This window comes from Bradyrhizobium sp. 521_C7_N1_3, assembly GCF_052075975.1.
Lineage (GTDB): Bacteria > Pseudomonadota > Alphaproteobacteria > Rhizobiales > Xanthobacteraceae > Bradyrhizobium > Bradyrhizobium japonicum.
Genome location: NZ_CP197232.1, coordinates 9,221,324 through 9,244,068 on the forward strand (window position 1 = coordinate 9,221,324; position 22,745 = coordinate 9,244,068).

General features: G+C 64.9%; 24 protein-coding genes and 1 riboswitch. Of the genes, 12 read left to right on the top strand and 12 right to left on the bottom strand.

Annotated elements, in window-relative coordinates; genetic code table 11:
* Window positions 1-13: 13 nt before the first annotated feature.
* The 8 genes from lgt to AB7008_RS43750 all read left to right on the top strand — a co-directional run bounded on the left by lgt (window position 14) and on the right by AB7008_RS43750 (window position 7,965).
* On the top strand, window positions 14-859 hold the full coding sequence (lgt, locus tag AB7008_RS43715; protein ID WP_248880068.1) for a prolipoprotein diacylglyceryl transferase: 846 nt from the start codon (window positions 14-16) through the stop codon (window positions 857-859).
* A gap of 21 nt (window positions 860-880) precedes the next feature.
* Window positions 881-1,999, top strand: a complete 1,119-nt coding sequence (locus AB7008_RS43720; RefSeq protein ID WP_028157995.1) for a class I SAM-dependent methyltransferase — start codon at window positions 881-883, stop codon at window positions 1,997-1,999.
* Window positions 1,996-2,763: a peptidoglycan editing factor PgeF gene (gene pgeF, locus AB7008_RS43725; protein ID WP_028157994.1), complete on the top strand. Its 768-nt coding sequence runs from the start codon at window positions 1,996-1,998 to the stop codon at window positions 2,761-2,763. The genes AB7008_RS43720 and pgeF overlap by 4 nt, the downstream gene beginning before the upstream one ends.
* 72 nt (window positions 2,764-2,835) lie before the next feature.
* Window positions 2,836-3,768, top strand: coding sequence for a MerR family transcriptional regulator (locus AB7008_RS43730; protein ID WP_441260880.1), 933 nt, complete (start codon window positions 2,836-2,838; stop codon window positions 3,766-3,768).
* A gap of 121 nt (window positions 3,769-3,889) precedes the next feature.
* Window positions 3,890-4,504, top strand: a complete 615-nt coding sequence (locus AB7008_RS43735; protein ID WP_028157992.1) for a hypothetical protein — start codon at window positions 3,890-3,892, stop codon at window positions 4,502-4,504.
* 193 nt (window positions 4,505-4,697) lie between these two features.
* Window positions 4,698-5,651 (top strand): ribose-phosphate pyrophosphokinase, encoded by a 954-nt coding sequence (locus AB7008_RS43740; RefSeq protein WP_014492003.1) that lies wholly within the window; start codon window positions 4,698-4,700, stop codon window positions 5,649-5,651.
* A gap of 254 nt (window positions 5,652-5,905) precedes the next feature.
* Window positions 5,906-6,934, top strand: coding sequence for a putative zinc-binding metallopeptidase (locus AB7008_RS43745; protein ID WP_028157991.1), 1,029 nt, complete (start codon window positions 5,906-5,908; stop codon window positions 6,932-6,934).
* Window positions 6,931-7,965, top strand: coding sequence for a D-alanine--D-alanine ligase family protein (locus AB7008_RS43750; protein ID WP_014492001.1), 1,035 nt, complete (start codon window positions 6,931-6,933; stop codon window positions 7,963-7,965). The genes AB7008_RS43745 and AB7008_RS43750 overlap by 4 nt, the downstream gene beginning before the upstream one ends.
* Window positions 7,966-7,971: 6 nt before the next feature.
* Here AB7008_RS43750 and AB7008_RS43755 read toward each other — a convergent pair whose 3' ends face one another.
* The gene (locus tag AB7008_RS43755; protein WP_441261285.1) at window positions 7,972-9,018 is read right to left on the bottom strand and encodes a serine hydrolase domain-containing protein; all 1,047 of its coding nucleotides are present in this window, start codon (window positions 9,016-9,018) and stop codon (window positions 7,972-7,974) included.
* 145 nt (window positions 9,019-9,163) lie between these two features.
* Here AB7008_RS43755 and AB7008_RS43760 point away from each other — a divergent pair, with 145 nt between their 5' ends.
* Together AB7008_RS43760 and AB7008_RS43765 are read left to right on the top strand one after the other, a co-directional pair.
* Window positions 9,164-9,493, top strand: coding sequence for a PadR family transcriptional regulator (locus tag AB7008_RS43760; RefSeq protein WP_304491547.1), 330 nt, complete (start codon window positions 9,164-9,166; stop codon window positions 9,491-9,493).
* Complete coding sequence (locus AB7008_RS43765) at window positions 9,490-10,062, top strand: DUF1700 domain-containing protein (RefSeq protein ID WP_028157988.1); 573 nt, start codon at window positions 9,490-9,492, stop codon at window positions 10,060-10,062. The genes AB7008_RS43760 and AB7008_RS43765 overlap by 4 nt, the downstream gene beginning before the upstream one ends.
* 114 nt (window positions 10,063-10,176) lie before the next feature.
* Here AB7008_RS43765 and AB7008_RS43770 read toward each other — a convergent pair whose 3' ends face one another.
* From AB7008_RS43770 to AB7008_RS43810, 9 genes are all read right to left on the bottom strand, one after another.
* Entirely contained in the window at window positions 10,177-10,635 is a 459-nt protein-coding gene (locus AB7008_RS43770) for an SRPBCC family protein (protein ID WP_441260881.1), read from the bottom strand.
* Between the two features lie 10 nt (window positions 10,636-10,645).
* A complete protein-coding gene (locus AB7008_RS43775; RefSeq protein ID WP_441260882.1) occupies window positions 10,646-11,485 on the bottom strand; it encodes an XdhC family protein in 840 nt (279 codons plus the stop codon).
* An 11-nt stretch (window positions 11,486-11,496) separates the two neighbouring features.
* Window positions 11,497-12,705 carry a vWA domain-containing protein gene (locus AB7008_RS43780; protein ID WP_441260883.1) on the bottom strand — a complete coding sequence of 403 codons (1,209 nt, stop codon included), beginning with the start codon at window positions 12,703-12,705 and terminating at the stop codon, window positions 11,497-11,499.
* The gene (locus AB7008_RS43785; RefSeq protein WP_028157984.1) at window positions 12,702-13,568 is read right to left on the bottom strand and encodes an AAA family ATPase; all 867 of its coding nucleotides are present in this window, start codon (window positions 13,566-13,568) and stop codon (window positions 12,702-12,704) included. Before AB7008_RS43785 ends, AB7008_RS43780 begins: the two co-directional genes overlap by 4 nt.
* Window positions 13,569-13,668: 100 nt before the next feature.
* Window positions 13,669-16,089: an aerobic carbon-monoxide dehydrogenase large subunit gene (locus AB7008_RS43790; protein ID WP_441260884.1), complete on the bottom strand. Its 2,421-nt coding sequence runs from the start codon at window positions 16,087-16,089 to the stop codon at window positions 13,669-13,671.
* Window positions 16,086-16,586, bottom strand: coding sequence for a (2Fe-2S)-binding protein (locus AB7008_RS43795; RefSeq protein WP_441260885.1), 501 nt, complete (start codon window positions 16,584-16,586; stop codon window positions 16,086-16,088). Before AB7008_RS43795 ends, AB7008_RS43790 begins: the two co-directional genes overlap by 4 nt.
* A gap of 13 nt (window positions 16,587-16,599) precedes the next feature.
* Window positions 16,600-17,463: an FAD binding domain-containing protein gene (locus tag AB7008_RS43800; protein ID WP_441260886.1), complete on the bottom strand. Its 864-nt coding sequence runs from the start codon at window positions 17,461-17,463 to the stop codon at window positions 16,600-16,602.
* A gap of 252 nt (window positions 17,464-17,715) precedes the next feature.
* A complete protein-coding gene (locus AB7008_RS43805; protein WP_041954053.1) occupies window positions 17,716-18,918 on the bottom strand; it encodes an MHYT domain-containing protein in 1,203 nt (400 codons plus the stop codon).
* 100 nt (window positions 18,919-19,018) lie between these two features.
* Window positions 19,019-19,576 carry a 6,7-dimethyl-8-ribityllumazine synthase gene (locus AB7008_RS43810; protein ID WP_014491991.1) on the bottom strand — a complete coding sequence of 186 codons (558 nt, stop codon included), beginning with the start codon at window positions 19,574-19,576 and terminating at the stop codon, window positions 19,019-19,021.
* A gap of 74 nt (window positions 19,577-19,650) precedes the next feature.
* Window positions 19,651-19,826, bottom strand: a riboswitch (FMN riboswitch).
* Window positions 19,827-20,213: 387 nt separating this feature from the next.
* On the opposite strand from AB7008_RS43810, the gene AB7008_RS43815 reads away from it, so the two are divergent.
* On the top strand, window positions 20,214-20,714 hold the full coding sequence (locus AB7008_RS43815; RefSeq protein WP_441260887.1) for a YbjN domain-containing protein: 501 nt from the start codon (window positions 20,214-20,216) through the stop codon (window positions 20,712-20,714).
* Between the two features lie 184 nt (window positions 20,715-20,898).
* Window positions 20,899-21,744 (top strand): pyrroline-5-carboxylate reductase, encoded by an 846-nt coding sequence (gene proC / locus AB7008_RS43820; protein ID WP_441260888.1) that lies wholly within the window; start codon window positions 20,899-20,901, stop codon window positions 21,742-21,744.
* A gap of 136 nt (window positions 21,745-21,880) precedes the next feature.
* On the opposite strand, the gene AB7008_RS43825 is transcribed toward proC, so the two are convergent.
* Both AB7008_RS43825 and AB7008_RS43830 read right to left on the bottom strand, forming a co-directional pair.
* Window positions 21,881-22,285, bottom strand: coding sequence for a thioesterase family protein (locus AB7008_RS43825; protein WP_282522016.1), 405 nt, complete (start codon window positions 22,283-22,285; stop codon window positions 21,881-21,883).
* Between the two features lie 173 nt (window positions 22,286-22,458).
* Window positions 22,459-22,707 carry a tautomerase family protein gene (locus tag AB7008_RS43830; RefSeq protein WP_071909549.1) on the bottom strand — a complete coding sequence of 83 codons (249 nt, stop codon included), beginning with the start codon at window positions 22,705-22,707 and terminating at the stop codon, window positions 22,459-22,461.
* Window positions 22,708-22,745 lie beyond the last annotated feature (38 nt).

Sequence of the window (22,745 nt, forward strand, 5' to 3'; positions counted from 1 at the left end):
TCTAGAAGGACTGATGCCCTTTCTGCTCATCGACTTTCCCGCCTTCAAGCCGATCGCGATCGAGATCGGTCCGTTCGCGATCCGCTGGTATGCGCTGGCCTATATCTGCGGCATCGTGTTCGGCTGGCTCTATGCGCGCTCGCTGCTGAAGAAGGAGCGGCTGTGGAGCGGCCCCGCGCCGATGTCGCTGGTGCAGATCGACGACTTCATCCTGTGGGTCACGCTCGGCATCATCCTCGGCGGCCGCACCGGCTACGTGCTGTTCTACAATCTGCCCTTCTTCATCGATCACCCCGCCGCGATCTTCAAATTGTGGGAGGGCGGCATGTCCTTCCATGGCGGCTTCCTCGGCTGCGTCGTCGCGGTGATGTGGTTTGCCTATCGCAACCGCATCTCGATCCTGTCGCTCGGCGACATCACCACGGCAGTCGCCCCGGTCGGGCTGCTGCTCGGGCGCATTGCCAATTTCATCAATGGCGAATTGTGGGGCCGCGCCACCGACCCCAGCCTGCCCTGGGCGATGATCTTCCCCAACGATCCGACGCAGCTGCCGCGCCATCCGAGCCAGCTCTATGAGGCCGGCATGGAGGGCATCCTGCTGTTCACCGTGCTCGCGGTGATGATCCGTTTCGGCGCCCTGAAGCGGCCCGGCATGATCCTCGGCGCCTTCATCCTGATCTATGGCCTGACCCGCATCGCCGGCGAGCATTTTCGCGAGCCGGACGTCCAGCTCGGCTTCCTCTGGGGCGGATTAACCATGGGCATGCTGTTGTCGATCCCGATGCTTATTGTGGGCCTCATGCTTATTGTATGGGCTATCAGGCGCGGCGCGCCGAAGCCCGCCGAGGCCATCAGTTAATTCCTTTCGAGAAGACAGACCGTGACCGAACAGCCGCTACTCAACGAGATCAGGGCGCTGATCAAATCCTCAGGGCCCATGCCGGTCTGGCGGTACATGGAACTGTGCCTGATGCATCCGCGCTATGGGTATTACGTCTCGCGCGATCCGCTCGGGCGCGAAGGCGACTTCACCACCGCGCCCGAGGTCAGCCAGATGTTCGGCGAGCTCCTGGGGCTGTGGACCGCCTCGGTGTGGAAGCAGATGGGCTCGCCGCAATTCCTGCGGCTGATCGAGCTCGGCCCCGGCCGCGGCACCATGATGGCGGATGCGCTGCGGGCGTTGCGCGTGCTGCCGCCGCTCTACCAGGCGCTTCACGTCCACATGGTCGAGGTCAATCCCGTGCTGCGCGAGCGGCAGAGTGCGACGCTGGCAGGCGTGCGCAACATCGCCTGGCACGACAGCATCGACGACGTGCCGGAAGGTCCGAGCATCATCCTCGCCAACGAATATTTCGACGTGCTGCCGATCCACCAGATGGTGAAGCGCGAGAACGGCTGGCACGAGCGCGTGATCGAGATCGATCCCAACGGCAAGCTTCAATTCGGCGCCGCCGCCGACCCGACGCCGCGCTTCGACGTACTGCTGCCGCCTCTGGTGCGCGCCGCTCCCGTCGGCGCCGTGTTCGAATGGCGGCCCGACGGCGAGATCATGAAGCTCGCCACGCGCGTGCGCGACCAGGACGGCGCGGCGCTGATCATCGACTACGGCCATCTGCGCAGCGATGCCGGCGACACCTTCCAGGCGATCGCGCGCCACACCTTCACCGATCCCCTGAAGGCGCCGGGCCAGGCCGACGTCACCGCCCATGTCGACTTCCAGGCGCTGGCGCGCGCGGCCGAGGATGTCGGCGCCCGGGTGCACGGCCCGGTGACGCAGGGCGATTTCCTCAAGCGCGTCGGCATCGATACCCGCGCGGCCGCCCTGATGCAGAAGGCGACGCCTGACGTCGCCACCGACATTTCGGTGGCGCTCAAGCGCCTGACCGATACCGGGCGCAGCGGCATGGGCTCGATGTTCAAGGTGCTCGGCATCTCCGAGCCGCGGCTGACCGGCATCGCCGGCCTCAGCGATCTCGAACGGGCCGGAGGCGCCTCATGACGCTTGCTTCGTCGCTGCTGTCGGCCGTGCCCGGCCTGCGCCACGCCTTCTTCACCCGCGAGGGCGGTGTCTCGGGCGGGATTTATTCGGCGCTCAATGGCGGGCTCGGCTCCAACGACGATCCGGCGCATGTCGCGGAGAACCGCCGCCGCATGGCCGAGCATGTCGGCGTCGCCCCGGAGCGCTTCATCAGCCTGCACCAGATCCATTCGCCCGATGTCCTCGTTGCCGAAGCGCCGTGGCCGAGCGGACCGCGGCCGAAGGGCGATGCGCTGGTCACGAAAACACCCGGCATCGCGCTCGGCGTCTCCACCGCCGATTGCGGGCCGGTGCTGTTCGTCGACCCCAACGCGCGCGTGATCGGCGGCGCCCATGCCGGCTGGAAGGGCGCGCTGACCGGCGTGCTGGAACAGACGATCTCGGCGATGGAGAAGCTCGGCGCCACGCGCAGCGGCATCATCGCCGCGATCGGCCCCTTGATCCGCCAGGACAGCTACGAGGTCGGCAACGAGTTCGTGGCGCGCTTCATCGAAGCGGACGCGGACAACGCCATGTTCTTCATCCCGTCGGTGCGCGCCGGACACGCGATGTTCGACCTCGCCGGCTTCATCCGGAAGCGGCTCGAAGCCGCCGGCATCCTGATGATCGACGATCTTGGCCTGGATACTTACGCCGACGAGCGCTTCTTCAGCTATCGCCGCTCGGTGCATCGCAAGGAGCCGGATTACGGCCGCCACATCCACGCGATCGCGCTCGAGGGGTAAGCTGGCCGTCGCTTCGTTCCTGCTTCAAAACGGCCTTGACTCTCCACCTGCTGGAAACCGCAGAAAAGCGGAATGAAGCAACGCACCTACAGCATCGGCGAAGCGGCACGGCTCTGCGGCATCTCGGTCCGCAAGCTTCGCTTTTATTCGGACGAGGGATTGTTGCCGCCGGCAGACCGAACTGCGAGCGGCTACCGCGTCTTCACGGATAGCGAACTCGTCCGACTGGAGCTCATCCGCTGTCTCCGTGATGCCGGCCTTGGCCTGGATGCGATCCGGGAGGTCCTCTGCCAGGAGCTATCGCTTGCCGAGGCTCTGAAGCTGCGGCTCGAAGTGCTGGAGGCGGAGATCGCCGCTCAGCGCCGTGTCGCCGCCGCGCTGCGGGCTGCGTTGCGTTCACCGCAACTCACCGAAGCCGATCTGAGGAGATTTTGGAGCATGACGCAACTGTCCCGCGTGGAACGACGCAACGTGGTTGAGCGCTTTTTTGAAAGAGTGTCCGACGGCATCAACATCGATCAGGAATGGGTCCGCCAGATGGTGGAAGCGACCGTCCCGGAACTGCCCGACGCGCCAACGCCTGAGCAATGCGACGCATGGATCGAGCTTGCAACGCTCCTGAGCGATCCCTCCTTCATCGCCAATATGCGAGCCAACGCCGGTGATGTCTGGGATCGCGAGGTCATCGATATGAAGGCCTGTCAGGAAGCAAACGACGCCATCGTGCTCAGGGCGAAGCAAGCCATCGAACAGGGGCTTGAATCGTCATCCGCGCAAGCCAATGAGCTGGCGCGGGATTGGCTGGAGATCTCGGCTCGCCTGATGAACCAGAAGCCCGACGCCGGCTTCCGTAGCTGGATGCGCACGAAATATGTCCGGCACGATGCTCGCGCGAACCGCTATTGGGAACTGGTAGCCATCATGAGAGGGCAGTCTCCGGACGCCAGCCCAAACCGGGAATGGGTGTGGATCCAGGCTGCGATGCGACATCATCTGGCAGCCTGAACGAGCATGCACAGCGCGGCCGGGTCGCCCACCGGCCCCGGCCGCGATGCGCTTCAGAGGGCCGATGTAGCATTCCCGCCCTAGACGTTAATGCGTTTTAACGATATCGCTGCCCTCCATAATGAGGGACGCGTCATTCATCCTGGGCCGCGCGGGTTCGCGCGTGCTGGCGGTCATGCTGCTGGCGGTAGCGACCGCGCTTGCCGGTTGCGCCGGCGGCGGCGGTGCCGCCAACTCCTATGCGATGGCGCCGAGTGCCGGCTCCGGGGCGACGGTGGCCTTCGAATCGATCGACGGGCCGCCCCCGCAGGTGTTCGACCGCATGGTCGGCGTGCTCGACAGCGAATCCAAGCTGCGCAGCCTATCCGTCGTCTCCCGCGAGGGGACGGCTGCCTATCGCGTGCGCAGTTACCTCTCCGCCCAAATCGTGCGCGGCAAGACCGTGATCGCCTGGGTCTGGGACGTCTACGACGCCAACCAGCAGAGGGCTCTGCGCCTCTCCGGCGAGGAACTGACCGCCGCCAAGGGGGGCCGCGATCCCTGGGGCGCCGCCGACGACCTCGTGCTGCGGAAGATCGCCCAGGCCGGATTCAGCGGACTTTCCAACATGATCAACGGCACGCCGGACGCGCCGGGCACTGTTCCCGGCTTGCGGGGACCGGCGGTGGCCAGCGTGATCCCGGAGGCTCCGGCGGCCGAGATGCCGGCCTCGGCGCTCGGCTATGCCGAGCGATAACCCCCGCTAAACCACGGCCCCAAGTTGCGGCCAAACCGTTGGCCCGACTCAGGATTTCGGAGGGAAAACGTAGCATCCCGGGTTGCCATTGCAGGCCCCGGCCTGATATTTCCTCGCCCGTCGTAACCGTGCTTCCAGTGGGTATTCTCTGATGTTGAACGTCGTATCCAGCAAAGCGCGGGAGGAAGCGTCCATGTCGGCCAAGAACGGCTCCATCAAGCTTGTCGCCGGCAACTCAAACCCGGCTCTCGCGCAGGCCATCGCGCAAGGCCTCGACCTGCCGCTGACCAAGGCGGTGGTACGGCGCTTCGCCGACATGGAGATCTTCGTCGAGATCCAGGAGAACGTCCGCGGCTCGGATGCTTTCGTCATCCAGTCGACCTCGTTCCCCGCCAACGACCATCTGATGGAACTGCTGATCATCACCGATGCGCTGCGCCGCTCCTCGGCACGCCGCATCACCGCGGTGCTGCCCTATTTCGGCTACGCCCGGCAGGACCGCAAATCGGGTTCGCGCACGCCGATCTCGGCCAAGCTCGTCGCCAACCTGATCACGCAGGCCGGCGTCGACCGCGTCATGACGCTCGACCTGCATGCCGGCCAGATCCAGGGCTTCTTTGACATCCCGACCGACAATCTCTACGCGGCGCCGCTGATGGTGCGCGACATCAAGGACAAGTTCGACCTCTCCAAGACGATGGTGATCTCGCCCGACGTCGGCGGCGTGGCGCGTGCACGTGGCCTTGCCAAGCGCATCAACACCCCGCTCGCGATCGTCGACAAGCGCCGCGAGAGGGCGGGCGAGTCCGAGGTCATGAACGTGATCGGCGACGTCGCCGGCTACACCTGCATCCTGATCGACGACATCGTGGACTCCGGCGGCACGCTGGTGAACGCGGCCGACGCGCTGATCGCCAAGGGCGCCAAGGACGTCTACGCCTACATCACCCACGGCGTGCTCTCCGGCGGCGCGGCCGCCCGCATCGCGGGCTCGAAGCTGAAGGAGCTCGTGATCACCGACTCGATCCTGCCGACGGACGCGGTGACCAAGGCTCCGAACATCCGCACGCTTCCGATCGCCAGCCTGATCTCGGACGCCATCGCGCGCACCGCGGCGGAAGAGTCGGTGTCGAGCCTGTTCGACTAGTTTTTTCGATCCCGGAAGATCTCGTAGGGTGGGCAAAGGCGCGGAGCGCCATGCCCACCTTTTTTATTGCCACGAAGAAGGTGGGCACGCTTCCGCCTTCGCTCTTCGAGCTACGGCGGACAAGCCGCTTTGCCCACCCTACGATCTTGTGCCCTGACGCGCCGCAGCACGCCTCACAGACCCCACGGGTTGTTGCCGGCTGCCGCCCATGACATCATCCGGATACCAAACCATCTCTGCCCCCTGGATTCCTGATGCCGCGCCGGAAATTTGCCTGGGAGAAGCTGTCGGATGACGAGTTGCTCAAGCAGCGCCTCTCCAGCCTGAGGGTTACGGTCAAAGGCACCTGGCTCGAGGACTGCGTCAGCACGCTCCATGAGGAGCTCGAAGAGCGGGGCATCCGGCTGCGGCCGCACACATGGATCTCGAGCGAATGGTTCAGTCCGGGCGATGTGCCGGGCATCGCCATCCCCTTCTATCTCGCCCATCCCCGTCTGATGAAGCTCGAGAAGAAGATGATGTTCGACGTCGAGGGCGGGACTTGGCGCGAGTGCATGGCCATCCTCCGTCACGAGGCCGGCCATGCCATGCAGCACGGCTATCAGCTACAGCGCCGCCGGCGCTGGCAGCAGCTGTTCGGCCCGTCGTCGAAACACTACCCGCGCTACTACCGGCCCAATCCTGCCAGCAGGCGCTACGTCCAGCATCTCCGGCTGTGGTACGCGCAGAGCCATCCGGATGAAGATTTCGCCGAGACCTTTGCGGTGTGGCTGCGGCCGCGCTCGAACTGGCGGACGCGTTACGCCGGCTGGCCCGCACTGAAGAAACTCGAATATGTCGACGAGCTGATGAGCGAGATCGCGGGAAAGCGGCCGCTGATCACGACCCGAGAGCGTGTCGATACGCTGGGCCGGCTCAGCCAGACGCTCGAAGACCATTACAAGAAGAAGCAGGAGTTCTACGCCTTCACGCCGCCGAAGACCTACGACCGCGACCTCTCCAGGCTGTTTTCAGCCGATCCACGGCATCACCGCTCAAAGCCGGCTTCGGCCCTGATCAGGCGCCACCGCGCCCAGATCAGGCAACTGGTCGCGCGGTGGACGGGCGAGAACCAGCTCACGCTCGATGCCGTGCTCGATGACATGATCTCCCGCTGCCGTGAGCTCGATCTGCGCGCCGTCGGCCCCGAACAAAAGCTCGTTCTCGATTTCACCGTCCTCGTGACCGCCAAGACGATGCACGCGCTGTTTGGCCCGTCTCGGCGCAAATGGATCGCGCTATGAGACGCTCACGCATTCTGGTGCTGATGCATCCGGACTTCATGCCTCCGGACTCAAGCGACGGATACACCGCGCAGGAAATCAACGCGTGGAAAACGGAATACGACGTGGTGAGCACCTTGCGCGCGGCCGGCCACGAGGTTCGCGCCCTCGGCGCGCAGGACGAAATCAAGCCGGTGCGCGAGGCGATCGAAGAGTTCAAGCCGCACGTGGTCTTCACGTTGCTGGAGGAATTCCACAACAACGTCGCCTACGACCAGCACATCGCCAGCTATCTCGAGCTGATGAAGGTCCCCTATACCGGGTGCAATCCGCGCGGGCTGATCCTGGCGCGCGGCAAGGATTTGTCCAAGACGCTGGTGCATCACCGCCGGATCGCGGCGCCGGCCTTCGCCGTCTTCCCGATGCGCCGCAAGGTGAAACGCCCGACGCGCCTTGCGCTGCCGCTGATCGTCAAGAGCCTGAACATGGACGGGTCCTTCGGCATCTCGCAGGCCTCGATCGTCGACACCGACGAGAAGCTCGCGGAACGGGTCGCCTTCATCCACGAGCGGGTCGAATCCGCCGCCATCGCCGAGCAGTTCATCGAGGGGCGCGAGCTTTATGTCGGCGTGCTCGGCAACAACCGGCTGCGCGTCCTGCCGGTTTGGGAACTGAAATTCGGCAGCATGGGCGGGCGCAGATCACGGCACATCGCCACGGAGAAGGCCAAGCACGACACCGACTATCAGGAGAAGCTCGGCATCGTCGACGGGCCGGCGAAGGACCTCGCACCCGAAGTCACCGCGCGCATCCAGCGCGCCGCGAAACGCATCTACCGGGCGCTTGGCCTCGACGGCTACGCACGCATCGATTTTCGTCTCGCCGCCGACGGCACGCCGTATTTCATCGAAGCCAATCCCAACCCCGAGATCGCCAAGAGCCAGGAGTTCGCCACGGCGGCCCAACATGCAGGGCTCAAATATCCGGATCTCCTGCAGCGCATCCTGACGCTGGGAATCAGCCGGGCCAAGGCGGGGGTGTCGTTGGGGTGACGGGATTCAGGCAAAGCTCGGCAACACGAGCTCATTCATCAGCGCGAGCATCACGGCCGTCTGTTCCTGGCCCGATCTCCGGTAATTTCCGCAGTGGATCACGACGACAAGATCGCGTGCGGGGATGACGAAGACATACTGCCCACCCCAGCCGATACCACCGAACCAACGCAGCCTCTGCGCAGCGATCTCGCCCATGTACCACTGATAGCCGTAATCGCGACCGGCCCTGATCGGGACGACCGGCGTCGTCACGCGCTTCACCCAATCGGGCGGAACGACGGACTTTCCATTCCAGCTACCGTCCGCCAGCATGAGCTGTCCGATCTTGACGAGGTCCCGCGGCAGCAGACGCGCGCCTGACGCCGCGCGCGGCTCGCCATCGCGGCCGACGTTCCACTCGGACGGACCAAAGCCCATGGGATCGAATAGTACGCGACGGCAATAAGCCGGCAGCGCCACGCCGGTGCCCTTGGCAATCAGCCGGCCGAGCAGCGCTGTAGCGCCGCCGCAATAGGTCCACTTCTCGCCGGGCTCACCGACGATCGGCCGCTCGAGAATGAAGCGATAGCGATCGGGTGCGGCTTCCATTGCTGTCTCACCGTTGTGTGGATCGCCGTAAACGATCGTGAGCTCATCCCAATCGAGACCGAGCGTCATGGAGAGCAGATGATGGATCGTGAGCTTGTCGCGGCCGGGCTGCGCGGCGAGATCGGCATATTCCGGAAACTGCGCGTAGAGCTTTGCGTCCGGCGGCGGCACCTTACCTTCGGCGAGCGCAATGCCATAAGCGAGACCGACGATGCTCTTGGAGACGGAGCGCAGATCGTGGAGTACGTCGGGGCCAAAGACGACGTCGCCGAGCGGGACGCCCAACCGCTCGTCCGCCCCCTGCCCGTAATGCTCGAACACGAGCTTGCCGCCCTGGCTCACCAGGAGAGAATGCAAGCCGGGCGCCTTTCCAGCCTGCATGAGCGCGGCGAGCCGCTCGGCAACATCCGACGATGCGGCAACGGCAGGCCTGGCCCAAGGGAAGCTACATGACAAGGCCACACTCGCACTAAGACCAGCCAGCAAATCACGGCGATTCAGATGGGCCATAGCTCGTCTCCTCCGGAATTGGGTATTCACAGGTACCTTGTAATACACAGTACCTTGCTATATAAGCTCCCTTCGAAGCAGTGTAGTCAAGGAGGAAATGGCCGACTCGTCGAATCAGGTTCAGCTCAAGAAGGGCGCGCTGGAGCTCTGCGTGCTCGCTCTGCTCGCGCGCGACGAGAGCTATGCCTATGAGATCGCGAGCACGCTGTCGGCCGGCGTCGGCATGGGTGAAGGCACGATTTATCCGCTGATGCGGCGCATGCAGGATGACGGGCTGGTCGACACCCGCCTGGAGGAATCCAGCAGCGGCCCGCCGCGCAAATATTATCGGTTGACGGCCGCCGGCCGCGCCGCCTTCACCGCGCAGAAACGCGAATGGCGAAATTTTTCAGACGCTGTGGATCGCCTCCTCGGAGACGCCAAATGAGCCGTGATGACTTCCTTCACATCCTCGCCGATGGGCTCCAGGGAATGCCCGCGCGTGAGATCGACGATATCCTCGCCGACTACGCCGCGCATTTCGAAGAGGCCCGCGCCTCGGGACGGACCGAGCAGGAGGTCGCCTCCGCGCTTGGTGACCCCAGACGGCTGGCGCGCGAATTGCGCGCCGAGACGGGACTACGCCGGTGGGAGAACCATCACTCGTTCCGCAATTCCACGGCCGCGCTGTTCGCGCTCAGTGGACTCGCCGTGGTCGACATTGTCCTGCTGCTGCCGCTACTGCTGGCCGTTCTCCTCATCCTGCTCGTGATTGCCTTCGTGATGTGCATACTGGGGATCGTCGGCATCGGACTGCTGATCAGCGTCTACAAGCATTTTGGCGACGGCCACGTCGTCAATTTGATCCTGCGCGGGCTCGCAGGCGCCGCTCTGGTCACCACGGGAGCGGGATTCGCCGCGTTGCTCGCGCTTGGACTCAATGCTGCGGTCCGGTGGCTCGGCAATTATGCGCGGCTGCACTATCGGCTGCTCAAGCCGGAGCGGAACGAAGTCTGATTGCTACACCGGCGCTGCCGTAGGGTGGGCAAAGGCGCGATTGCACCGTGCCCACGAGCTCTCTCGATCACGAAAAATGCGTAGGCACGCTTCGCTTTGCCCACCCTACGAGACCTAACTCGCCTCGGCCTTCGCGCTCACCACCTCTGCAAACGACTTGAAGAATTCCCCGGCCAACTTGGTCGCGGTCGAGTTGATCAGCCGCGCTCCCAACTGCGCGAGCTTGCCGCCGATCTGCGCATCGACTTCGTAATGCAACACCGTCACGTCTGCACTCTCGGATTCCAGCCGCACCACCGCCCCACCCTTGGCGAAGCCGGCGACGCCGCCGGAGCCCTCTCCTGAGATACGGTAACTGTTGGGCGGATCGAAATCGGACAGCGTCACCTTGCCGCTGAAAGTCGCCTTCACCGGGCCGACCTTGAAAACCACCGTCGCGGTCATCTCGTTCGGCGTGGTCACCTCAAGCGACTGGCAGCCGGGGATGCACTGCTTCAGCACAGCGGGATCGTTCAGCGCCGCCCACACCTGTTCGCGCGAGGCGGGGATGCGCTGGCTGTCGTTCATCTGCATGATCGGTGTCTCACTCTCTGCTTGCTGCTTGATTGGCCGCGCGCTGGCCACGCCGGCGTTCCCTGGTGATCTCGGCGAGGATCGACATTGCGATCTCCTCCGGCGTGATCGCGCCGAGATCGAGCCCGGCCGGCGCCTTGAAATCGTCGATCGCGGCGGCATTGGTGCCTTCCGCGAGAAGCTTGGCGCGCAACGAAGCCATCTTGCGGCGGCTGCCGACGAAGGCGTGGTAGTCGGCTTTGGTCGCGACCGCGGCACGCAAGGCGGCTTCATCGCCCTTGCCTTGCGTCGAGACCACGACGAAGCGCTTTGCGTCGTTGAGCTCGCCGAGGTGATAACCATCGATGACCGCATCGGCATCGGGCTGCGCCGTGCGATCGGCAGCGGGCGCGGCGAGCGTGACGTGATAACCGAGCACGCGCGCCTGCGCCGCAAGTGACAGCGCCACCGGGCTCGCACCGAGAATGACGAGCGAGGGATGCGGCAGCACCGGCTCGACGAAGATGTCCATGGTTCCCTTGCTCGGGCACATGTTGCTGGCGAAGCGAATGCCGTCGCGGCTCTCGCCTGCGCTGACGCCGAGCTCGGCCAGCAGGTTCTCCGGCTGCACCGAGACCATGCGCGGCTCGCCATCGGCGAGCGCCTCGCGCGCCGCCTTCAGCACCGCACCCTTGGCGCAGCCCCCGCCGATCCAACCCGCGACGATGGTGCCGTCGGCGGCGATGATCGCCTTGGCGCCAGCCTTCGCCGCGGTCACCGACACCGTGCGCACCACCGTCGCGAGCACGAAGGCGCGCTCGGCCGCCTTCATCTGCGCAACGAGATCGAGTACTTCGACATGGGCGGTCATCGGAAGCCTCCTCAAAGCTTCGCCAGATAGGGTTCGAGCGCGCGCAGGCTTTGCAGCGAATTGGCGGGCGCGTAGAGATCGACATGCGGCAGTGCCGCCTTGATGCCTCTGGCTTCGGGCGTGTAGCCTTCCCACGCCATCATCGGGTTGAGCCAGACGATGCGGCGACAGCGCCGGTGCAACGCCGCCATCTCGCGGCCAAGCAATGCGGCATCCCCGGTCTCGTAGCCGTCGGACACGATCATCACGCAGCTACGCGAATGGATCACGCGCGCTGCGTGCCAGCGATTGAAGGTTTGCAGGCTCTCGCCGATCCTGGTGCCACCACCCGCGCCTTGCGCCATGATCGAGAGCCGGTCGAGCGCGCGGCCGGCGTCCTTCTCCTTCATCGCGTCGGAGACGTAGGCGAGGCGCGTGTGGAACAGGAACGCTTCGGCCTCGCGGAACTGGTCGAGGACGCCGTGGATGAAGCGCAGGAACACGGCGGTATACATGCTCATCGAGCCAGAGGCATCGAGCAGCACAACGAGCCGCAGCGGCTTGTCCTTGCGCTGCCGCCTCACCAGGCTGATAGGAACGCCGCCATGGCTGATGTTGCGATGAATGGTGCGGCGGAGATCAAGCCGGTAGCCGCGCCGGCGCGCCAGATCGCGCCGGGTCAGGCGTGTGCGCATCGCCCTGGCGAGTTGTGCTGCGGCTTCATGGGCCTGTGCGACCTGATCGGGATCGCTGAGCTTCCTGAAATCGACCTCGGCAAGATTGTCGGCGCGTGAAGCACCTTCCATGCGGCCCTCGCCGGAGCGGCCTTCCGGTGCGCCGTCGGAGGACGGAAGCTGGTCGACGGCGGACTGGTGACTGCCCTGCTCCGCCGCGGCATCCTGCAAGCTCTTCAGCGAGGGATTGCTGGCGCCCGGTGTCGATCCAATCGTGCGGGAGCGCGAGCGCACGCGCTTGCCCAACCAGAACGCGTCGAACAGACCGTCGAACTTGTCCCAGTCGGATTTGCGTGCCGAGAACAGGTGCTTGAACGCCGCGCGCAGCAGACCCGGCCGTGCCGAATAGCCCGACGACATCAGCGTCGCGGCATCCTGCCCCTCGGCGAGCCCGACGCGGAAGCCGGCCTCGCGCAGCGTGCGCAAGAAGGCGGCCAGCCTTGCGGAGACGAGGCGGGAGACCTCGCTGAGGTCGTCATATCCGGGGCTGGAACCACAGCAACTCATGCGACCTTCCCCAGCAGGCGTTGCGTCACTTCGGGGGTGACACGGGCGCGGTCTTCGTGAGTCTTCAACAGGCAGACGAGCGTCTCATGCACAGTCTCGGGCGCGTCGTGAAGATTGGTTACGTCGAGGCCGACGAGCGCTGCCGCCCAATCCAGCGTCTCCGCCACGCCCGGGACTTTTCGCAGCTCCTCCTTGCGCACACCCTCGACCATGCGCGCGATCTGAAGCGACAGCGACGGGCTGGCGCCCGTGACGCGCGCCAGGATGATGCGGGTCTCGCGGTCGACGTCGGGATAGTCGACATAATGATAGAGGCAGCGCCGGCGCAACGCGTCGGACAGCTCGCGCGTGCCGTTCGAGGTCAGCACGACATGCGGGATCGTAACGGCCGCGATCGTGCCGAGCTCGGGGATCGAGACCTGGAAGTCCGACAGCAGCTCCAGCAGGAAGGCCTCGAACTCGTCGTCGGCGCGGTCGATCTCATCGATCAGCAGCACCGGCGCCTGTGCGCGGCGGATCGCGGCAAGCAGCGGACGCTCCAGCAGGTATTTTTCCGAGAAGACCTGGTCCTCGATGCTGTCCGTGCCGCGATGGGCCTGGATCGCCAGCAGCTGGCGCTGGTAGTTCCATTCGTAGAGCGCGGAGGACTGGTCGAGGCCTTCGTAGCATTGCAGCCGGATCAGCTCCGTCGCGTGCACTTTTGCAAGCGCTTTCGCCACTTCCGTCTTGCCGACGCCCGCCTCGCCTTCGAGCAGCAGCGGACGCCGCAACAATTGCATCAGCGAGATCGCGGTCGCGAGATCCGCATCGGCGATGTAGCCCGATGCGGCCAAGGCTTGCGCGATTTCGTCTCGGTTTTTCATGAAGCCTCCGTCGTTCCGGGGCGATGCGTCAGCATCGAACCCGGAACCTCGAGATTCCGGGTTCGCCCTTCGGGCGCCCCGGAACGACGAGATCAAAACACTACGCCACCGCTCCCAGATCCTTCGCCGCTTTCCAGTTGCGCCAGAAATCGTGCGGCATCTGGATGTGCGTGGAGCCCAGGAACGAGAACGCGTCGTTAACGGCGTTGGAGAAGGCCGGCACGCCGCCGACATTCGGGCTTTCGCCGACGCCCTTGGCGCCGATCGGGTGATGCGGCGACGGGGTGACGGTAAAGTCGGTTTCCCAATGCGGCGTCTCCACCGCGGTCGGCATGAAGAAGTCCATGAACGAGCCGGTGACGACGTTGCCGACCTCGTCGTAGCGGATCTCCTGGCCCATCGCGATGGCGAAGGCTTCGGTGAGGCCGCCATGCACCTGGCCCTCGATGATCATCGGGTTGATGCGGGTGCCGCAATCGTCGAGCGCATAGAAGCGCCGGACCTTGTACACGCCGGTATCGACGTCGATGTCCATCACGCAGAGATAGGCGCCGAACGGATAGGTCATGTTGGGTGGATCGTAATAGCTGACCGCCTCCAGCCCCGGCTCCATGCCTGGCGGCACCGAATTGTACGCTGCCCAGCAGATGTCCTTCATCGACATGAACTTCTCCGGCAGGCCCTTCACCCGGAAGCCGTCGATGTCGAATTCGAGATCGTCCTCATGGACTTCGAGCTTGTAGGCCGCGATCATCTGCGCCTTGGCCTTGATCTTTCGCGCAGCCATCGCAATCGCGGCGCCCGCCACCGGTGTCGAGCGCGAACCGTAGGTGCCGAGCCCGTAAGGCGCGGTGTCGGTATTGCCCTCCTCCACCATGATGTTGTCGGCGGGAATGCCGATCTCGGTGGCGATGATCTGGGCCCAGGTGGTCTCGTGACCCTGGCCCTGGCTCTTGGTACCCATGCGCGCGATGCCCGCACCGGTCGGATGCATGCGGATCTCGCAGGAATCGAACATCGCGATGCCGAGGATGTCGCAGTTCTTCGACGGGCCAGCACCGACGATCTCGGTGAAGAAGGAGATACCGAGCCCCATGATCTCGCGGGTCTCGCCCCGCGCGAACGCGGCACGCTTCTCCGCCTGCTCTTTCCGGAGCGCGGCGTAGCCGGTCGTCTCCATCATCTTGCGCATGGCGGTGTGGTAGTCGCCGGAATCGTATTCCCAGCCGAGCGCCGAATGATAGGGGAACTGCTCCGGCTTGATGAAGTTCTTCAGCCGGAGTTCAGCGGGATCCATGTTGAGCTTCTGCGCCAGAATATCCATGGCGCGCTCGATGCAGTAGGCGGCCTCCGTGACGCGGAACGAGCAACGGTAGGCGACGCCGCCGGGCGCCTTGTTGGTGTAGACGCCGTCGACAGCCAGATGCGCGGTCGGGAAGTCGTAGGATCCCGTGACGATGTTGAAGAAGCCGGCCGGCCATTTCGACGGGTCGGCGCAGGCGTCGAACGCGCCGTGATCGGCGAGCACGTGCACACGCAGGCCCGTCACCTTGCCGTCCTTGGTCGCGGCGATCTCGGTGGTCATGTGATAGTCGCGCGCGAACGAGGTCGCGGTCAGGTTCTCGATGCGGTCCTCGACCCATTTCACCGGCTTGCCGGTGACGATGGAGGCCATCGCCGCACAGATATAGCCGGGATAGGCGCCGACCTTGTTGCCGAAGCCGCCGCCGATATCGGGCGCGATCACGTGGATCTTCTGCTCCGGCAGCTTTGCGATCAGCGCAACCACCGTGCGGATCACGTGCGGGGCCTGGAAGGTGCCGTAGATCGTCAGCTCGCCCTTGATCTTGTCGAAGGAGCAGACGCACTGGCAGGTTTCCAGCGGCGACGGATGGGTGCGGTGATAGGAGATCATCTCCTTGATCTTGACCTCGGCCTTGTTGAAGGCGGCGTCGGTCAGCTCCTTGTCGCCGACGGTCCACTCGAAGATGTGGTTGTCGTGCTTGCGCGGGCCATGGGCACCGGACATCTTGCCGACGAGGTCCTCGCGCAACACCGGCGCATCCTTGTCCATCGACTTGAAGGGATCGACCAGCGGCGGCAACGGCTCGTATTCGACGATCACCTTGTTGATGCCGTCATCGGCGGCATAGCGGTCGGTGGCGACGACGAAGGCGACCTCCTGGTTCTGGAACAGCACTTTTCCGTCGGCCAGCACCATCTGCACGTCGCCGGCGAGCGTCGGCATCCAGGCGAGATTCACCGTCTTCAGCGTCTCCGCGGTGATGACCGCGAGCACGCCCGGCACCTTCAGCGCCTCGCTGTCGTCGATCTTCTTGACGCGCGCATGCGGGTGCGGCGAGCGGACGAAGTCGCCATGCAGCATACCGGGCAGCTTGACGTCGTCGACGTAATTGCCCTTGCCCTGGGTGAAGCGGATGTCCTCGACGCGCTTGCGCTTGCAGCCCATGCCTTCGAGTGCGGCGGTACGTTGTTCCCGCGTGGGAGTGAGGTCGTTCATTCTGCGGCCTCCTGGAATTCCACGCCGTTGATTTTTGCGGCGGCGTATTGAATGGCTTTGACGATGTTCTGGTAGCCGGTGCAGCGGCAGATGTTGCCGGAGATGCCCATGCGGATTTCCGGCTCGCTCGGCGAGGGATTTTCCTTCAGCAGCCGATGCGCGCGGACAATCATGCCGGGCGTGCAGAAGCCGCATTGCAGGCCGTGCATCATGCGGAAGCCTTCCTGCAGGGCCGATAGCGTGCCGTCGGCATTGGCCATGCCTTCGACCGTGGTGATGTCGCTCCCCTGGGCTTGCACCGCGAACATGGTGCAGGACTTCACCGACATGCCGTCGATGTCGACGGTGCAGGCGCCGCAATGCGTGGTCTCGCAACCGATATGGGTGCCGGTCATCTGCAGATTCTCGCGGATGAAATGCACCAGCAGCGTGCGCGGCTCGACGAGGCCTTCGACCTCGGCGCCGTTCACCTTCATGGTGACGTGTGTTTTAGCCATCGATCCCTCTCCCTTATTTCGCGACAGCGGCGGCGCGCTGCAGCGCGCGCGTCACCATGATGCCGCCGACATGTTTTCGGTATTCGACCGGGCCGCGGGCATCCGCGGCTGGCGCCATGATCGCTTCGGCGGCGGCAGCCGCCTTCTTGAGCGTGGCTGCATCAAGGCTGGTGCCGATCACGGCCTTGGCGGCATCAGCGGCGAGCAGCGGCGTCTCGTGGACGTTGGTCAGCCCGATCGCACAGGTCGCGACCTTGCCGCCGGACATGGTGAGGACGACGGCGGCAGCGGCAGTCGCGTAATCACCGACCTTGCGCTTGAGCTTTTCGTAGGCGTAGCCGTGGCCGGCTGCCGGCACGGGAACCGAGACTGAGGTGAGGATTTCGCCAGGCTCGAGCGCGGTGAAATAGGCGCCCTGGTAGAAATCGGCCGCCGCGACGTCGCGGGAGCCACCCGGGCCTTCGAGGCGATAGGTTGCCCCCAAGGTCATCATCAGCGCCGGCATGTCATTGCCGGGATCGCCATTGGCGACATTGCCGCCGATCGTGCCGCGGTAGCGCACTTGCGGGTCGGCGATGAGCGGTGCCGCTTCATGCAGGATCGGCATCGACTTGGCGACGTCGTCCGAGGCCAGCAACTCGTGCTGGGTGGTCATCGCACCGATGACCAGATTGTTGCCGTCGCGGCTGATGCCCTTGAGGGCGGCGATGCCGTGCAGGTCGATCAGATGGGCGGGTGTGGCGAGCCGAAGCTTCATCATCGGCACCAGGCTGTGCCCGCCGGCCAGCGGCCGGGCATCCTCGCCGAGGTCTGACAATAGCTTGACGGCATCGGCGACACTCGCCGGCCGGTGATAACTGAATGAGCCTGGGATCATCATCTCCTCCTCGTCGTCCTTTGCGCGTGACGGCGCGGACGTTGGGGGGAGGCTCACTCTTGCGTTGGGGCCGCCGCAACTATTCGGGCACAAATCCAGGTTTTTCGCACGAGATGCGGCTGGAAGAGCACGAACTGCGACAGAGACAACGACCTATGGCGCAGGATGCCCACCCTCCGCTCGCGCCGCGCGCGATCGACCCTCCCCCTCTAGGGGAGGGTAAGGGCGAGCACTTCCCGTGTGGTTTGAGTCCTACGCCTGCCGCCGGTTCGCCAGCCCCAGCCGCGCCTTCACCTCGGCTATCTTGGCCCGGCTGACCGGGACCCGGTGCGGCGACGGGCCGTCGAGTTCGAGCACGGCGCCATCCCCCTCTCTCCGGACCAGCGCGACATGGGGGATCGCGACGATATGGCTGCGGTGCACCCGCAGGAACAGCGAGGGATCGAGCTGAGCCTCGGCCTCCGAGATCGACCAGGGGCACATTCGCTCGCGGGTGCCGTCATGGACACGGGTGTAATGCGCATCGGCCCGCACGCTGCGGACATTGGCTGTCTCGATGAAGTGCGTGCCGTCGGCGCTCTCGACCGGCAACCGGGGAACCGGCGCGCGGGGCGGCTGGCCGAGACCGCCGAGCGGCGCCACCGGGCGTGGAGCTGCAGCCGGCGCTGCGATCAGTTCGATGGCGGCGGCCGCGACCGGCGAAGCAGCCGGTTCGGCAGCAACAGAGTTCGACGCCTGACGCCGTTGATCGGGAACCAGCGACAGCAGGAAGCCGGCTGCGATGACGAAGCACAGCACCGCAACGACGATCGACAGGATTTGCTGCGACGCGGCAAGACCGCCGCCGGCATGGTGATGCGCAGCCCCGGTCAGCGGCTCGAAATGCATGCCCAGCATGGCTGTGTAATGCATGCCGGAGACAGCGATGCCGAACGCAACCGAACTGACGATCAGCCGGATGCCTTCCTGCTGCGCCAGGAAGGCGCGCAGGCCACCATAGGCGGTGACGATCGCGACCACGACCGAGAGCAGCACCATGGTCCGGTCGTGGACGATACCGAAATGACCGGCGAGGCCGTGGATGCCGACATAATGCATGCTGGCGATGCCGACGCCGAGCAAAACGGCCGACGAGGCCACCCGCTTCAGGGATGGCTCGCCGATCGAGACAAAGAACAAGGAGATGCCGACCACCAGCGCGCAGATCAGGAACGAGATGATGGTGGGCAGGACGAGATAGACGGTGTCGGGCGGCAGCGGCGCAGCCAGCATGCCGACGAAGTGCATGGTCCAGATGCCGACGGCCAGAAACGCTGCCGCACCCGCGAGCAGAACGCGGTTGCTGACGCCGGGCGTGTTGCGGATGCGAGCAGCAAGCGCAAAGCCGGTATAGCCACCCAGACTCGCGATCGCCACAGAGAGCGCGACGAGATAGGGATCGTGTCCTTCGAACATGATCTTGTCGGCCGCCCGTCTCCACGGCACGGCCTCCTCCCGCCGCCGACTTTATAGGGACGGCGGCGGGATTGACAATCAGCGGCGTGTGAGCGGACGGCTACACGATGCCCGCCGCGACCTGACCGCGCAGGCGCTCAAGCCCGAGCAGCGTGTTGGCGCAGGCTTCCGCCACCTCGACGCCCTTGATCGCAAAATGCCTGCGGAAGAAGTCGTAGTGCACCTCGGTCTCGTGGAATTGCTGCGGCGTCAGCACCGCGGAGAACACCGGCACCTCGGTGCGCAGCTGCACGTCCATCAGCGCCTTGATCACGGTGTCGGCGACGAACTCGTGTCGGTAGATGCCGCCGTCGACGACGAGGCCCGCCGCGACGATCGCGGTGTAGCGCCGCGTCTTGGCGAGGATCTGCGCATGCAGCGGGATCTCGAACGAGCCCGGCACCTCGAACACGTCGACATGATTGAGGTGACGCGCGGCTGCCTCCTTCACGAAGGCGATGCGGGCCTCCTCGACCACGTCGCGGTGCCAGCAGGCCTGCACGAAAGCCACCCGCTGCGGTTTCGCGAAGCGCGGATGCTCGGGTGCCGGATCCTGCGGAACCGGCGGTTGGGTGACTTCGGAAGTTTCGGTTTGGGGGTCTTGCAACATCTGATTCATGGCTTTCTTTCAAAGGACCAGAATCAGGGCACACGGAACGACAAGCAGCCGCACCTTGCGATGCGTCTGCCACCGACCGTTCTCTTTCATCCGGACTTTAACCGTCGGCTTCGGAGTTGCACCGAATCTGCTGACCCTTCCCTTCGGCAAAATTCCTTTTCAGGAAGATTCCTGGGGGAAGGCGCTCGCGGGCTTGGGCCTTGCGACCCTTACCGCCGGTGGGGACTTTCACCCCGCCCTGAGAACATCGGCCGCCCGGGATGAACGGCCTGACCGGAAATATGACGCCGCCCGGCGGCCGCAGCAAGCGCGTTCCGCATGAAAAACCGCATGGTCCCATACCGCCATGACGGGTGTGGCCTCGCCCGGCGGAATTAACGATTGGCGCGTCATCGGCGAATCCGATTCCGATTTGTTCTCATTCGTTAAGAATTGTGGCGGAGATGAGCTGTGGACGAACGAGTCCTGGCTTGTGGACGGACTCGGCAGCCAGTTGCGCAGATTCCGCAAATCACATCACTTGATCCGCGACAGGCTCGCGCTGATCCGAGGGGATCGCGACAGCGACGTTGAGGGAGCGCGCCGGGCCGACCGGGTGCGTATCAAAGACAACAAGAAGGCAAGAGGTCGAGACGGAATGTCCCTGCTCGAAGGCACTATCGATTCCAGAAATCACCCGCTCGCGGTGGTCGAGGACATCGCTGCCAGCAACAACTGGCCGTTCGAACGCTCCGGCGAAGACGAGCTCACGATTGTCTCCAAGGGACAATGGACCGACTATCAGATCTCCTTCACCTGGATGGGCGAGATCGAGGCGCTGCATCTCGCCTGCGCCTTCGACATGAAGATTCCGGTTGCGCGGCGGAACGAAGTGCAACGGCTGGTCGCCGCGGTCAATGAGCAGTTGTGGGTCGGCCATTTCGACCTGTGGACCAACACCGGCATGATCATGCACCGCCAGGCGCTGGTGCTACCGGGCGGGCTCACCGCCTCGACCGCGCAATGCGAAGCCATGCTCGCCGGCGCCATCGACGCCTGCGAGCGCTACTTTCCGGCGTTCCAGTTCGTGGTGTGGGCGGGCAAGACCACCGCGCAGGCGATGGACGCGGCGATGTTCGACACGGTGGGAGAGGCGTAAGGCCTCTCTCCAAGATAGTGAGGGGCTCGCGCGCCCTCCTCAGCGTCGTCCCGGACAAGCGGAGCGCAGATCCGGGACCCCAGACCGCGTGATTTCTCCGTATCGCGCGATGCTTGTTGCTCCGCCCTCCATCCACTAGAACCGCATGTGGTTATGGGTCCCGGCCTTCGCCGGGACGACACCTATGTTTGTGGTGACCACAGTGGCAGACAGCAGCACTCTCAAGAACATCACCGGCACCATCCTCCTCGCCGGCGCCGGCAAGATGGGCGGCGCGATGCTGACCGGATGGCTTTCGGGCGGACTCGACCCGCGCCGCGTCGCGGTGATCGATCCCCACATCTCATCTGAGATCACCGCGCTGGCCGCTAACGGCGTTATGCTCAATCCCGATGTCAGGACCGTCGGCACGGTCGAGACTCTGGTCGTCGCGGTGAAGCCGCAGATGTTCCGCGAGGCCGGCGCCAGGCTGAAGCAATTCGTCTCGGACAAGACCTCGGTGGTCTCGATCATGGCGGGAACCACAATCGCATCGCTCGAAGAGGTCTGCGGTGGCGTCGTGGTGCGCGCGATGCCGAACACGCCGGCCGCGATCGGTCGCGGCATCACGGTCGCTGTCGCCGCGAAGAACGTCAGTGCCGCTCAGCGCGCGGTGGCCGATGCGCTGCTGCGCGCCACCGGCTCGGTCGAATGGGTCGAGGATGAAGGCCTGATGGATGCAGTGACTGCCGTCTCCGGCTCAGGCCCCGCCTATGTGTTCCTGCTCGCCGAAGAGCTCGCGCGCGCTGGCGTCGAGGCCGGACTGCCCGAGGCGCTGGCGACGAAGCTCGCACGCGAAACCGTCGCCGGCTCTGGTGAGCTTCTGCATCAGTCGGAGCTTCCCTCCAGCACGTTGCGCCAGAACGTCACCTCGCCGGGCGGCACCACCGCCGCGGCACTCGGTGTGCTGATGGATGAGCCGGGCCTGCGCGATCTGATGATCCGCGCGATCGCGGCCGCGACGAAGCGGTCGAAGGAACTGGCGAAGTAGTGAGGTCTCGCAGGGTGGGCAAAGCGACTTGTCCGCCGAAGCTCGACGAGCGAAGGCGGAAGCGTGCCCACCAACTTCGTTCGCGATCCCGAAAGGATGGTGGGCACAGCGCTTCGCGCCTTTGCCCACCCTACGACTACAGTTTCGAGCCTGCGGCTAGCCGCTTGTTGAACATCTCGACATTGACGAGCCCGCGCGCGTGGCGGCCCTCGCCGAGCCTGCGCGTGCCCTCGAACGCCTCGACCTCGAAGCGGATGACGCGGCGCTCGACCGCGACCACCTTCGCGGTGGTCCGCACGGTTGCGCCGACGAGAGCGGCTGCGAGATGGCGGATATCGACTTCGGTGCCGACGGTGACCCAGCCCGGCTGCAGCGCGGCGCGGATCGCATCGCCCGACGTCATCTCCATCTCCAGAATCATCATCGGCGTCGCATAGACCATGGGCATGCCGGGCACGAAATGCCCGACCGTGCGCTCAGCCGGCACCACCAGCGTGCGCTCGGCGCTCATGCCGACCTTGATGAAGTCGCGTGCGTCCATGGGGCTTGCTCAGTGTCGTCCCGGACAAGCGAAGCGCAGATCCGGGACCCATAACCACACGACCGAGTTTGGCGAAGACTCGGAGTTACCAGCTCGCCCCCACAACCACTTCCTGTGGTTATGGGTCCCCGCTTTCGCGGGGACGACAGTGGAGACTGCCGATATAGCGCTGGCTACTTCTTCGCAGCCGCCGCGCGCTCAACAAAGGTCTTGCCGCCCTTCATCTTGTGGCGGAGCGGGGCTTCGTTGATCTGGATGACGACGGCATCGGCATCGACGCCGAGATTCTTCACCAGGGCCTGGGTGATGTCGCGCATCATGCCGGCCTTCTGCTCGTCGGTGCGGCCTTCGGCCATGCTGACGGTAATCTCAGGCATCGTTCTCTCCCTTGCGGCCGAACACCGGCCATTGACGGTCGCCATCAAACAAGACGTGGATGCCTGGGACAAGCCCGGGCGTG